Annotated in this window: 12 protein-coding genes; 9 read left to right on the top strand and 3 right to left on the bottom strand. The window is 69.5% G+C overall.

The features are described 5' to 3' along the window. A partial coding sequence (locus ACNI14_RS05260; RefSeq protein ID WP_420518911.1) for an SRPBCC family protein occupies positions 1-458 on the bottom strand: 458 nt, incomplete at its 3' end. Positions 459-652: 194 nt separating this feature from the next. On the opposite strand from ACNI14_RS05260, the gene typA reads away from it, so the two are divergent. From typA to ACNI14_RS05230, 6 genes are all read left to right on the top strand, one after another. Beyond that, entirely contained in the window at positions 653-2,554 is a 1,902-nt protein-coding gene (gene typA / locus ACNI14_RS05255) for a translational GTPase TypA (RefSeq protein ID WP_420518910.1), read from the top strand. Between the two features lie 118 nt (positions 2,555-2,672). Further along, a complete protein-coding gene (locus ACNI14_RS05250) occupies positions 2,673-3,023 on the top strand; it encodes a hypothetical protein (RefSeq protein WP_420518909.1) in 351 nt (116 codons plus the stop codon). After that, positions 3,010-5,400 carry a VanW family protein gene (locus ACNI14_RS05245; RefSeq protein WP_420518908.1) on the top strand — a complete coding sequence of 797 codons (2,391 nt, stop codon included), beginning with the start codon at positions 3,010-3,012 and terminating at the stop codon, positions 5,398-5,400. The genes ACNI14_RS05250 and ACNI14_RS05245 overlap by 14 nt, the downstream gene beginning before the upstream one ends. A gap of 98 nt (positions 5,401-5,498) precedes the next feature. Then, positions 5,499-5,816: a ferredoxin gene (fdxA, locus tag ACNI14_RS05240; RefSeq protein ID WP_062135924.1), complete on the top strand. Its 318-nt coding sequence runs from the start codon at positions 5,499-5,501 to the stop codon at positions 5,814-5,816. Between the two features lie 18 nt (positions 5,817-5,834). Continuing rightward, a complete protein-coding gene (dapC, locus tag ACNI14_RS05235) occupies positions 5,835-6,956 on the top strand; it encodes a succinyldiaminopimelate transaminase (protein WP_420518907.1) in 1,122 nt (373 codons plus the stop codon). Between the two features lie 55 nt (positions 6,957-7,011). Next, on the top strand, positions 7,012-8,301 hold the full coding sequence (locus ACNI14_RS05230; RefSeq protein WP_420518906.1) for a citrate synthase: 1,290 nt from the start codon (positions 7,012-7,014) through the stop codon (positions 8,299-8,301). Between the two features lie 55 nt (positions 8,302-8,356). Here the strand turns inward: ACNI14_RS05230 and ACNI14_RS05225 are convergent, their stop codons facing one another. Together ACNI14_RS05225 and dapD are read right to left on the bottom strand one after the other, a co-directional pair. After that, positions 8,357-9,202: a hypothetical protein gene (locus tag ACNI14_RS05225; protein WP_420518905.1), complete on the bottom strand. Its 846-nt coding sequence runs from the start codon at positions 9,200-9,202 to the stop codon at positions 8,357-8,359. Position 9,203: 1 nt separating this feature from the next. Further along, positions 9,204-10,151, bottom strand: a complete 948-nt coding sequence (dapD, locus tag ACNI14_RS05220; protein WP_420518904.1) for a 2,3,4,5-tetrahydropyridine-2,6-dicarboxylate N-succinyltransferase — start codon at positions 10,149-10,151, stop codon at positions 9,204-9,206. A gap of 155 nt (positions 10,152-10,306) precedes the next feature. On the opposite strand from dapD, the gene dapE reads away from it, so the two are divergent. From dapE to ACNI14_RS05205, 3 genes are all read left to right on the top strand, one after another. Next, on the top strand, positions 10,307-11,401 hold the full coding sequence (gene dapE / locus ACNI14_RS05215) for a succinyl-diaminopimelate desuccinylase (RefSeq protein WP_420518903.1): 1,095 nt from the start codon (positions 10,307-10,309) through the stop codon (positions 11,399-11,401). Between the two features lie 46 nt (positions 11,402-11,447). Next, positions 11,448-12,224: an LOG family protein gene (locus ACNI14_RS05210; RefSeq protein ID WP_420518902.1), complete on the top strand. Its 777-nt coding sequence runs from the start codon at positions 11,448-11,450 to the stop codon at positions 12,222-12,224. Positions 12,225-12,359: 135 nt separating this feature from the next. After that, positions 12,360-12,539, top strand: a complete 180-nt coding sequence (locus ACNI14_RS05205; RefSeq protein ID WP_420518901.1) for a DUF3117 domain-containing protein — start codon at positions 12,360-12,362, stop codon at positions 12,537-12,539. The last annotated feature ends 18 nt before the right edge of the window (positions 12,540-12,557 follow it).

Genomic DNA, 12,557 nt, shown 5'->3' with positions numbered 1-12,557 from the left:
CCCCCCCCACCGCGAATGTCGCCGCGGTACCCGCCGTCCTCGACGCCCTTGTCCTCGATGTACTTCTTGAAGTCCTTGAGGTCGCCACTCACCATGGCATCGTCGACCTGCAGGGCCGCGCCCGCGGACTCGACAAAGCCCTCGGGGTCCCAGTCGAGGGTGAGAGTCACCTTGGTGACCTCGGCGCTGACGGACTCGAACTCGACCCGGCCGCCCTGCTTGAGTTCGCCGATGCTGTGCCACGCGATGTGGTCGTCGGCGACCTGGTCGGTGACCTCGGCGTCGAACTCGCGCTCGACGCCGGCGATCTTCGTCACCCAATGGGTGCGGGAATCGTCGATCTGGGTCACGGACTCGACCCCGGACATGAAGTGCGGAAAGGTCTCGAACTGGGTCCACTGGTTGTACGCCGTGCTCAGCGGAACGTTCACGTCGATCGTGCTCTGTGCCGTGGTCATTGTCGTACCTCCTGGGAATGAACTGCCACAAGGGCACTGCGCCCTCGCTGCCGTGGACAACGCCGCGGGGGGTTGGATTTATTCGCCTTTGACGCGTTCGCACACCGCGAAACCCGCTCGCGGGCGGTCACCGCTAGAATGGACCGTCGGCGCACCTGCGCGCCGCCACCCCTCCCTACGAAAAGAGTCCCCGTATGCCCGTGCGCTCCGACCTGCGCAATGTCGCGATCGTCGCCCACGTCGACCACGGCAAGACCACCCTTGTGGACGGCATGCTCGTCCAGGGTGGCGCCTATGGCGACCACGCTCACGTCGAAGACCGCGCGATGGACTCCGGTGATCTCGAACGCGAAAAGGGCATCACGATCCTCGCGAAGAACACCGCGATCCGGTACCTCGGAGAGGCCTCGGAGCCCGGCGGCGTCACCATCAACGTGATCGACACCCCTGGCCACGCCGACTTCGGCGGCGAGGTTGAGCGCGGACTGTCGATGGTCGACGGCGTGGTGCTGCTCGTCGACGCGTCGGAGGGCCCGCTGCCTCAGACCCGGTTCGTGCTGCGCAAGGCGCTCGCGGCCCACCTGCCCGTCATCATCGTCGTGAACAAGGTGGACCGTCCCGACGCCCGCATCAGCGCCGTCGTCGAGGAGACGCACGACCTGCTGCTCGGCCTCGCGTCCGATCTGCACGACGACGTCCCGGACCTGGACATCGACGCGCTCCTCGAGGTGCCCGTGGTGTACGCATCGGCGAAGGAGGGCCGCGCGTCGCTGAGCCAGCCGGAGGACGGCGGCATGCCGGACTCCGAGAACCTCGAGCCGCTGTTCCACACCATCATGGAGCGCATTCCCGGCCCGAGCTACGAGGACGATGCGCCGCTTCAGGCGCACGTCACCAACCTCGATGCCTCGCCGTTCCTGGGCCGCCTCGCACTGCTGCGCATCTTCAACGGCACGCTGCGCAAGGGCCAGACCGTCGCGTGGGCCCGCGCCGACGGCTCGCTGACGAGCGTCAAGATCACCGAACTGCTCGAGACCAAGGGCCTCGACCGCGTCCCCGCCGAGTCCGCCAAGCAGGGCGACATCGTCGCCGTCGCGGGAATCGCAGACATCACCATCGGCGAGACCCTCACCGACCTGGACGACCCGCGCCCGCTACCGCGCATCACGGTGGACGAGCCCGCGATCTCGATGACCATCGGCATCAACACGTCGCCACTCTCGGGCCGCGTCAAGGGCGCCAAGGTGACCGCTCGCCAGGTCAAGGACCGCCTCGACAAGGAGCTCGTGGGCAACGTGTCTCTGCGCGTGCTGCCCACCGAGCGTCCTGACGCGTGGGAGGTGCAGGGCCGCGGCGAGCTCGCGCTCGCGATCCTCGTCGAGCAGATGCGACGCGAGGGCTTCGAGCTCACCGTCGGCAAGCCGCAGGTGGTGACCCGCCAGATCGACGGCAAGGTCCACGAGCCGATGGAGCACATGACCATCGACGTGCCCGAGGAGCACCTGGGAGCTGTGACGCAGTTCCTGGCCGCCCGCAAGGGCCGCATGGAGTCGATGTCGAACCACGGCACCGGCTGGGTGCGCATGGAGTTCATCGTGCCCGCGCGTGGCCTCATCGGCTTCCGCTCGACCTTCCTCACCGAGACTCGTGGCACCGGCATCGCCTCCTCGATCGCTCACGGCTACGCGCCGTGGACGGGCGGGATCGAGTTCCGGACCAACGGCTCGCTCGTCGCGGACCGCACGGGGGTCGTCACGACCAACGCGCTGCTGCTGCTGCAGAACCGCGGCACGTTCTTCGTCAAGCCCACCGAAGAGGTCTACGAGGGCATGGTCGTCGGCGAGAACTCGCGTGGCGAGGACATGGACGTCAACATCACCAAGGAGAAGAAGCTCAACAACATCCGGTCGGCCACCGGTGATGAGCTTGAGCGTCTGACGCCGCCGCGTGTCCTCACTCTCGAGGAGTCGCTGGAGTTCGCCCGCGAGGACGAGTGCGTCGAGGTCACTCCGGCCAACGTGCGCATCCGCAAGGTGATCCTGGACCAGACCGAGCGCGCACGCGCGACGTCGCGGGCCAAGCGCCTGGACGCATAGGCCCGCGCGGGCGCATCGCCGGGGTGCGGCCGATGCGCGGGCTGGGTCAGGCATCGGAATCGTCACCTGTGACGGGGGTGCCCTGGTCTTGTCCGTCCGTGCACCTATCCTGGTACGCATGAAGGACTCCCTCGCCTACGTCGTGCTGCTCAGCGGCGGGCTGATCACCGCGACGGTCGGTGCCGTGGCGCACCGCACGTATCCACCGCTTGGGCTGGTGATGTGCCTGCTCATGGTGGCGCTCGGGGCGGCCTTCGCGCGCACCTGGCTCGCCTGGCCGGGCCTCGGGGTGTTCGCCGGCGCATGGATGACGATGACGTTCGTGTGGGCGCTGGAAGGCCCGGGAGGCTCAGTGCTGATCGTTCAGGACCCGCTCGGAATCGGCTGGCTGGCTGGCGGCTCCATCGCGATCGTGGTCGCCTCACTCCTGCCGTCCCGATTGCTGGTAGGTGGTCATGGCCCGCGGTAAGAAGAACGCCAAGCGACAGGCGGAGGAGGAGCTGGCTCGCAGCCGCCGCAACTCCGCCGCCCACCGCTCGTTGCGTCGACGCGCTCAGAAGGGTGCCGGTGCACGCTCGGCGCAGGTGGCGGACGGGACGCCGGACCAGGAGGACCTCCAGCAGCCGGCGGGCCCCGGCGGCGAAGCCGTCGAGAGCCCCGCGCCCGATCCCGAGTCCGCCCAGCCGGCATCGTCCGAGCAGCCTGAGGTCGAGCAGGACCACCAGTCTGCGGCCGAGGAGCCCGAGCACGAGCCGGACCGGCTGCCGACGAGCGAACTGACCGCACCCGCCTGGCTGGCCGCAGGTGAGGACGCGGCTTCCGACTCACCGGAGGAGTCCGACTCGGCACGCGACGGGTCCCCGGCGGACGAGGAGCCCGCTGACGTGGACGCACCGCGTTCCGACGAGCCGGACCAGCACCCAGCCGGTGTCGACGCCGGCCCCGGCGCGCCGGAGCGAACCTCCGTCTTCTCTCCGTCCTCGGAGATGCCGGTGCAGCACGCCGACGACGACGCCACGGCGGTCCACCCGGCCGTGGGTGACACGGAGGTGATGAGCCCCGTGGACGCGCAGTCCGACTCCGCCGCGACGGCGACGCCGCCGTGGTCAGCATCCGCAGAGCAGGACGGCGCCGACGACGAGTCGCGGGTCCCTTCTCGCAAGAGGCGTCGGGCCGCATGGGCGGTGCCGCTCGTGATCGCATTGATCGCCGTGCTGTACGTCGGCGCGCAGGCGCTGCTGTCGACGACCGTCCCGCGTGGCACCGAGGTGCTGGGGCTGGAGATCGGCGGCCTTTCGACGGCAGCGGCGACCGAAGAGGTCGCGGATGCTGCGGGCGGCATCGAGAGCGCCGACCTGGAGCTGCGCGCGGCCACGGAGTCGTTCGCTCTGCCCGCCCGCGACGCGGGGCTGTCCGTCGACGTCGAGGCCACTCTCGATCAGGTCACTGGCTTCACCCTGGCGCCGGACCGGCTGTGGGCCCACATCACCGGTGGCGGTCCGATCTCGCCCGAGACCGCGGTCGACGAGGACTCGCTCACCGACGCACTCGAGGCCGCGGCCGTCCAGCTCGACGGGCCCGCGCAGAACGCGGGAGTCACCGTCTCCGACGGCACGGTCGAGGTCGTGCCCGGCCGGTCCTCGGTCACGGTCGATCAAGAGGCGTCGGCGCAGCGCGTCCAGACCGCATGGCCGGCGGCGCAGGCGATCGACCTGATCGCGGACACCGAGCCTCCCGAGATCACCGACGAGGACGCAGCCGCCTTCGCGACGGAGCTCGAGACTGAGACCTTCTCCGCGCCCATCACTCTGGTGGGCGACGATGCCGAGGCGACCATCGAACCGGCCACGATCGCGGCGATGTCCAGGGTCGAGCCCGGCCCGGGCGGGCTGGAGCTGGTCGTGGACGGGAGCGCGCTCGCGGGCCGGATCGTCGAGGACAACCCCGCGCTCACCACTGACGGTGACAACGCCTCCGTGTCGTTCGACGACAACCACGAGATCGTGATCGACGAGGGGTCCCCCGGAGTCACCATCGACGGTGAAGCACTGGGAGCGGCGGTGCTCTCGGCCGCAGGAAGCGCCGAACGCATCGGCGAGCTGCCCTACACGGCGGCCGACCCCGAGGTCAGCGCCGAGGACCTGGGACTCGCCGACTTCCAGGAGGTCATCAGCTCGTTCGACACGCCTCTCACCGCGGACGCCGTGCGCACCGAGAACCTGCGCGTCGCCGCGGCAGACGTCGAGGGCGTGATCGTCCAGCCGGGTGACACCTTCGACCTCACCGAGGCGCTGTCTCCCATCAACGAGGAAGAGGGATATCGCGACGCGGGCGTGATCGTGAATGGAGTTCTCACCAGCGGAATGGGCGGGGGGCTGTCCCAGATGGCGACCACGGCCTACAACGCCGGCTACTTCGCGGGCTTCGAGATCCTCGACCACCGCCCCCACTCGGTGTGGTTCACGAGGTACCCGGCCGGCCGCGAGTCGACCCTCTACACCGGCTCGATCAACGTCGAGTTCCGCAACAACACCCCGTACGCGGCGGTGTTCAACAGCTACCTGGACGGCGGAAGCCTGCACGTCGACGTGTGGTCGACCGAGCACTTCGAGGTCACGACCAGCGCGAGCCCCAAGACCAACATCACCGAGCCGGGCGTGAAGGAGGTCTCGAGCGAGAACTGCGAGCCCAAGGGGCCCGGCCAGCCAGGGTTCACGATCACCAACACGCGTACGGTGTACCTCGAGGGGGAGGAGGTCGACCAGACCTCCAACACCTGGACCTACAAGCCCGATGACGCGATCGAGTGCGTCAGCGAGGATGAGGACGACGGCGACTCTGACTGACGTGGGCCGTACCGTCGCCCACGGTCGCGAGTGACTGCGCAAGGCTCTCGCGACGCTATGATGAATTGCCCGCAACACCCTCGAGTGGAGGAGACGAAGTGACGTACGTCATCGCATTGCCTTGTGTCGATGTCAAGGACAAGGCCTGCATCGACGAGTGTCCGGTCGACTGCATCTACGAGGGCGAACGAATGCTCTACATCCACCCCGACGAGTGCGTGGACTGCGGCGCATGCGAGCCCGTGTGCCCCGTCGAGGCGATCTATTACGAGGACGACACCCCCGACAAGTGGGCGGACTACTACAACGCCAACGTCGAGTTCTTCTCGGAGATCGGCTCTCCCGGCGGCGCCGCGAAGATGGGTCTCATCGAGCACGATCACGACCTCATCAAGTCGCTCCCGCCGCAGGCGTAGAAGGCTCGCGGGGCAGCCATGGGCCTCCACGCGCGCGCCCTGCCCGATTTCCCGTGGGACTCCCTGGTCCCCTACCGGGAGCGAGCGCAGGAGCATCCTGACGGCGTCGTGGACCTGTCGGTCGGCACTCCGGTCGACCCCACGCCCGCACTGATCCAGCGCGCCCTCGCCGACGCCGCCAACGCGCCTGGCTACCCGACCACGCACGGCACAGTCGAACTGCGCCGCGCCGTCGTGGACTGGTTCGCTCGCACGCGCGGCGTGACCGGAGTCGATCCCGACGCGGTGCTGCCGACGGTGGGTTCGAAGGAGCTCGTCGCCTGGCTGCCTGCGCTGCTCGGCCTGTCGCGGGGGGACGTCGTGGTGCATCCCGCAACCGCCTATCCCACCTATGCCGTGGGCGCGATCCTGGCGGGCGCATCGGCCGTCGCCACGGACTCCGTGGGCGACTGGGCGGAGCGAGACGACGTGAAGCTGGTGTGGATCAACTCGCCCTCGAATCCCACGGGCGCGGTGCTGTCACGCGAGGAACTGCGCGACATCGTGACGGCCGCGCGACGCATCGGCGCCGTGGTGGCGTCCGACGAGTGCTACGCGGCGCTGCCGTGGGCCGAGGGCTGGGTGCAGGACGGCGTGCCGTCGGTGCTCGACCCGGACGTGTGCGGCGGGGACCACACCGGGCTGCTTGCGCTGTATTCGCTCTCCAAGCAGAGTTCACTCGCGGGCTATCGAGCCGCCTTCGCGGCGGGCGATCCCGCCCTGATCGCGGACCTGGTCCAGACGCGCAAGCACGCCGGGATGATCGTCCCCGCGCCCGTGCAGGCGGCGATGACCGTGGCGCTGCGCGACGATCGTCACGTCGCCGCCCAGCGGGACGTCTATCGGAACCGGCGCGAGCTCCTGCTGCCCGCGCTGCAAGCGGCCGGTTTCTCGGTTTCTGGCTCTGATGCGGGGCTGTACCTGTGGGCCTCGCGTGACGAGAACTGCTGGGAGACCATAGAGTGGCTCGCGGAACGCGGCATCGTTGCCGCGCCGGGCTCGTTCTACGGCGTCGCGGGCGAGCGTCACGTGCGCATCGCACTGACGGCGACGAATGAACGTGTGCGGGCCGGGACTCACAGGCTTTCAAAAGACAGGTAAACTCGCTGTAAAGCGAACGCACAATGGCGCTGCGGCGCACGGGAGGTCCCTAGGTATGACACGAGCGGTCGATGCCCGACTCACAGTCGATGGCACCACGCGCGAGCTGCCGCTCGAGCGTTCCACGGTCGGCAACGATGGAGTGTCGGTCGCGACGCTCCTGAGCGACACCGGGCTGGTCACGGTGGACCCGGGCTTCATGAACACCGCGTCGTGCGAGAGCTCGATCACGTACATCGACGGTGACGCCGGGATCCTGCGCTACCGCGGGTACCCGATCGAGCAGCTCGCGGAGAATTCCACGTTCCTCGAGGTGTCGCACCTCCTCATCCACGGCGAACTGCCGACCTCGGACCAGCTCACGGCGCTGAACGAGCGGGTGGCCCGCCACATGCACGTGCACTCGGGCATCAAGTCGTTCCTCGAGGCCTTCCCCCGTGACGCTCACCCCATGGCGGTGCTGTCCGGAGCGACCAGCGCCCTGTCGACCTTCTACCCCGAGTCGGTGGGCCGCGGCGAGCACGAGATCGAGCTCGCGACCGTGCAGCTGCTCGCGAAGACCGCCACGGTCATCGCATACCTCCAGCGCCGCTTCACGGGCGGCGACCTGATCGAGCCCTCTCGCGAGGGCACGTACGTCGACGAGTTCATGCGCATCGCGTTCTCGGGACCGGACGGCTCGCTCGACATCGACCCGACGGTCCGCCGCGCTCTCGACCTGCTGCTGATCCTGCACGCCGACCACGAGCAGAACTGCTCGACGTCGACCGTGCGGATCGTGGGCTCGTCGCAGGCGAACATCTACGCCTCGGTCTCCGCGGGCATCGGAGCCCTGTCCGGCCCGCTGCACGGCGGCGCCAACGAGGCCGCTCTCGAGATGTTCGACCGCATCAAGGAATCCGGCGACACCGTCGAGCAGTTCGTGGCGAAGGTCAAGGACAAGGCGGAGGGTGCGCGGCTCATGGGCTTCGGCCACCGCGTGTACAAGTCGTACGACCCGCGCGGCGCGGTCGTCAAGGACGTCGCGAACAAGGTGCTGGCCGAGCTCGGCGGCAATGACGAGACGTTCCAGATGGCGCAGCGACTCGAGGAGATCGCGCTGTCCGACGAGTACTTCATCGAGCGCAAGCTCTACCCGAACGTGGACTTCTACACGGGTCTGCTGTATTCGGCGATGGGCTTCCCGCGTCAGATGTTCACGCCGATGTTCGCGCTGGGCCGCATGCCGGGCTGGATCGCGCACTACCGCGAGATGATCGAGGACCCGCGCACCAAGATCGGCCGCCCCCGCCAGATCTACACCGGTGAGGTCGCTCGCGACTACGTGGCGATGGACCAGCGCTGACGCTGGCAGGCCGCTTCCCCCGCTCCGATCCGGCTCTCCTGGAGGAGGGCGCTGTTCAGTCGGTGCGGATCGCCACCCTCGTGCCGTCTCCCGTCGGCACGTCGTCATCGTCGTCGCGCAGCCAGGCTTGATCCTGGCGCGCCGATGCGGTGACGCCCTCGGCGGCCGCGACCGCGACGGCCCAGTGCTGCAGCGCCGTCGCCATCGTCGCGGATGCACCCGGCGCGGTCAGCACGGTGGATGCGGTGTTCACGTCGCCCACCTGCAGGGACACGGTGTCACCGAAGTCGGCCGCCACACGGTCGGTGAACGCCCGTGCCGTGGTGGCCTCCGCGCCGCGGAGGTCGCAGTCGACCTGGCCGCCGTGTCCGGTGAGCGCTGAGGCCCACAGCCGCCCTTCCTCCTCGTGGTCCGCGTACGCGTCGGGGAAGCCCGAGCGCTGCACCGCCTGCGCGGCCACCGTGACGTCGAGTTCGCGCCAGTTCGAGATGTCGCGGAGCGCATCGTAGAAGCGGTCCGTCGAGTAGTACGGGTCGAGGATCTCCTCGATGGACCCCCATCCTTGGGACGGGCGCTGCTGGAACAGGCCCACGGAGTCGCGGTCGCCGTAGTCGATGTTGCGCAGCGAGGACTCCTGGATCGCGGTCGCGACGCCTATGGTCGCGGCGCGCGCCGGCAGCCCGTGCCGGATCGAGCCGGCGACGATGATCCCGATGTTGTTGGCCTGCTCCGCAGTCTTGGTGTCCGTCCGGTCGCCCAGCGTGACGGTGCACTGCCCGGAGGGGAAGACCTCGTCGCCGTACCGATCCCAGAGCCCGGGACCCCACACGATAGCGGCGCCACTGGCCACCACCAGCACTGCGAGCGCGGCGACGCCGCCGCCACGCCGCCGCCGTGCCATGTCAGTTCGCGTGCAGCGCCGCGTTGAGCGCGATGCCGTCGCCCTTGCGCGCCACCACCTCGATTGCGCCGGTGACGGAGTTGCGGCGGAACAGCAGGCCGTTCGTGCCGGCCAGCTCGCGGGCCTTGACCAGTCGCGGCTCGCCCGCATCGGTGGTCTGCCCGACGAGCAGCACCTTGGACCCGGCCGTCACGTAGAGGCCCGCCTCGACGATGCAGTCGTCGCCCAGCGGGATGCCCAGACCCGAGTTGGCGCCCAGCAGCGAGCGCTCGCCGATCGCGATGACCTCCTTGCCGCCGCCGGACAGCGTGCCCATGATCGAGGCGCCGCCGCCCACGTCGGAGCCGTCGCCGACGGTGACGCCGGCGGAGATGCGGCCCTCGACCATGGAGTGACCGAGGGTCCCCGCATTGAAGTTGACGAACCCCTCGTGCATCACGGTGGTGCCCTCGGCGAGATGCGCGCCCAGCCGGACCCGGTCGGCATCGGCGATCCGCACACCGGTGGGGACCACGTAGTCGACCATGCGCGGGAACTTGTCGACGCCGTAGATCGTGAGCGTCTGTCCTGCCGCCCGGAACCGCAGCCGGACGTCCTCGAAGCCCTGCACCGCGCACGGTCCGGCGGAGGTCCACACCACGTTGTTCAGCACGCCGAACAGCCCGTCCAGATTCACCCCGTGGGGCTGCACCAGGCGGTGCGACAGCAGGTGAAGGCGCAGGTACGCGTCGGTGACGCTGGCGGGCGGGGTGTCGAGGTCGATCTCGACGCTGACCGCGCGCACGGTCACGTCGCGCAGGGCGTCCTCGCGGGCCGCGTCGACAAGCGTTTGAGGGGCCGATGCGCCCTCGGGGGCGTCGCCGAGCGCGGGGGCGGGGAACCACGTGTCAAGCACGGCTCCGCTCGCGTCGATGGTGGCCAGTCCGAATCCGTGCGCTGCTCGAGTCATGCCTCCAGGGTAGTTGAGACAGGTGGCACGCCCTCCCGTGCGCCCTGGCAGGCGCTCGGTGACCGGCGGGGACGCAGCCGGGCAGTGCAACAGGGCAGTCAGAGGCGCATCGGCGCGTCGGAAGGTGCTGGCACAGCGCCGGATAGGCTGGCCGCATGCCAGACCTCGACCTGAACGCCCCCGTCGAGGAGCTCGCGCGCCTGCTCATCGACATCCCCTCGGTCAGTGGGGGAGAGCACGCGATCGCCGATGCAGTGGAGTCGGCACTGGCGGCCCTGCCGCACCTCACCGTGACCCGCGACGGCGACGCCCTGATCGCGCGCACCGAGACCGGCGCCGCGGAGCGGGTGATCATCGCCGGGCACCTCGACACGGTCCCGATCAAGGACAACGTTCCTGCCCAGTGGCACGACGATGGCGCGACGCTGTGGGGTCGCGGCTCCGTCGACATGAAGGCCGGGGTCGCGGTCATGCTGTCGTTGGCCGCCGCCCTCGAGCGGCCCGCGCGCGACATCACCTGGGTGCTCTACGACCATGAAGAGGTCGAGGAGACCAAGAACGGCCTGGGCAGGCTGTCCCGGCGCCACCCCTCGCTGCTCGAGGCGGACTTCGCGGTGCTGTGCGAGCCCACCTCCGCGGCGATCGAGGGCGGGTGCAATGGCACGCTGCGCGCGGACGTCACCATGCAGGGTCGCGCCGCTCACAGCGCACGCGCGTGGAAGGGCGTCAACGCCATCCATGCCGCCGCGCCGCTGCTGACGGCGCTCGGGGCCTACGAGCCCGCGGCGATCGAGGTCGACGGCCTCACGTACCGCGAGGGCCTCAACGCAGTCGGGATCCGCGGCGGCATCGCCGGCAACGTCATCCCCGACGCGTGCACGGTGACCGTCAACTACCGCTTCGCGCCTGACAAGACGCTGGCACAGGCGCAGGCCCACGTGGAAGGCGTTGTCGGTTCGGCCGGTCTGGGCGAGTGGAACCTGGAGTGGACGGACCTGGCCGCGGCATGCCGGCCCGGACTGGACGCGCCGCTGGCGCGGTCCTTCGCCGATGCGGTCGCGGGCACCGGTGCCGGCGCGCCTCGGGCGAAGGAGGGCTGGACGGACGTCGCCAGGTTCGGTGAGCTCGGCATACCGGCCGTGAACTACGGGCCCGGCGACCCCGAGCTCGCGCACGCCGACCAGGAGCGCTGCCCCGTGAGCGACATCCGCGCGTGCCGTGCCGGCCTGGCCGCGTGGCTGTCGAAGTGACCTGCACATCCCCGCACGTGCGATCCCACACCGAAGGAGTGCCTCGATGAAAGCCGAGTACCGCAAGGGCCCCGTCATTCTGCGCGGCCGAAACGTGCCGAAGTCCTCGACCTCGGGCAGGCTGCTGAGCGAGCAGGACCCACCCGACTGGCTGCACGACGACCCGTGGCGGGTGCTGCGCATCCAGTCCGAGTTCGTCGAGGGCTTCGGAGCGCTCGCGGAGCTCGGGCCGGCGATCTCGGTGTTCGGCTCGGCGCGGTCCAAGGCCGGCTCCCTGGACTACGACCAGGGCGAAGTCGCTGGTCGCAGGCTCGTCGAGGAGGGCTTCGCCGTCATCACCGGCGGCGGTCCTGGGGTGATGGAGGCCGCGAACAAGGGCGCGCACGAGGCGGGCGGAGTGTCCGTGGGCCTCGGCATCGAGCTGCCGTTCGAGCAGGGCGTCAATGAGTACGTCAACCTCGGGATCAACTTCCGGTACTTCTTCGCGCGCAAGACCATGTTCGTGAAGTACGCGCAGGGCTTCATCGTCATGCCCGGTGGATTCGGCACCCTCGACGAGCTCTTCGAGTCGCTCACCCTGGTGCAGACCCGCACCGTCACGCGGTTCCCGCTTGTGCTCGTGGGCCACGACTACTGGGACGGACTCATCGCGTGGCTGCGCGACACGGCCGTGGCCCAAGGCACCATCTCCGCGACCGATCTGGACCTGCTGCACATCACGGACGACATCGAGGAGGCGGTGAGCATCGTGGTCGACCACGCCATCGGCGAGGGCACCGGTCCACAGGTGCCGATCGAGGGACAGCCGGACGAGGGGATGTAGGGCGCTCGTCGCACGAGGGCGGCCCGACGCCGGATCCGGCCCCGATGGTTTGAGGGCTGCCCCTGGGTCGGCGTAGAATGGGATCTGGTACCGCGGAGCCCGCGGTTGGCGCGAGATCCCCGAGGAGAATCACATATGGCTGCGATGAAGCCCCGTACCGGCGACGGCCCCATGGAGGTCGTGAAGGAAGGCCGCGGGTATGTGATGCGCGTGCCCCTCGAGGGTGGCGGCCGTCTCGTGGTCGAGGTCAACGCCGACGAGGTCGCGCAGCTGCGCGACGCCCTGGCCGGTGCTCTGCCCGTCTCGCAGGACTAGGTGTAGTGCCCAGGGAGG

The sequence above is a fragment of the Demequina pilifera genome, from assembly GCF_048814985.1.
GTDB lineage: Bacteria > Actinomycetota > Actinomycetes > Actinomycetales > Demequinaceae > Demequina.
Note: the sequence above shows the minus strand (reverse complement) of the source record. Positions and strands in the feature narration are given on the sequence as shown.

What these genes read in the sequence shown, in the direction of transcription:
- typA (WP_420518910.1), top strand. Translation starts at nt 653, where the DNA reads ATGCCCGTGCGCTCCGACCTGCGCAATGTCGCGATCGTCGCCCACGTC.
- ACNI14_RS05250 (WP_420518909.1), top strand. Translation starts at nt 2,673, where the DNA reads ATGAAGGACTCCCTCGCCTACGTCGTGCTGCTCAGCGGCGGGCTGATC.
- ACNI14_RS05245 (WP_420518908.1), top strand. Translation starts at nt 3,010, where the DNA reads ATGGCCCGCGGTAAGAAGAACGCCAAGCGACAGGCGGAGGAGGAGCTG.
- dapC (WP_420518907.1), top strand. Translation starts at nt 5,835, where the DNA reads ATGGGCCTCCACGCGCGCGCCCTGCCCGATTTCCCGTGGGACTCCCTG.
- ACNI14_RS05230 (WP_420518906.1), top strand. Translation starts at nt 7,012, where the DNA reads ATGACACGAGCGGTCGATGCCCGACTCACAGTCGATGGCACCACGCGC.
- ACNI14_RS05225 (WP_420518905.1), bottom strand. Translation starts at nt 9,202, where the DNA reads ATGGCACGGCGGCGGCGTGGCGGCGGCGTCGCCGCGCTCGCAGTGCTG.
- dapD (WP_420518904.1), bottom strand. Translation starts at nt 10,151, where the DNA reads ATGACTCGAGCAGCGCACGGATTCGGACTGGCCACCATCGACGCGAGC.
- dapE (WP_420518903.1), top strand. Translation starts at nt 10,307, where the DNA reads ATGCCAGACCTCGACCTGAACGCCCCCGTCGAGGAGCTCGCGCGCCTG.
- ACNI14_RS05210 (WP_420518902.1), top strand. Translation starts at nt 11,448, where the DNA reads ATGAAAGCCGAGTACCGCAAGGGCCCCGTCATTCTGCGCGGCCGAAAC.
- ACNI14_RS05205 (WP_420518901.1), top strand. Translation starts at nt 12,360, where the DNA reads ATGGCTGCGATGAAGCCCCGTACCGGCGACGGCCCCATGGAGGTCGTG.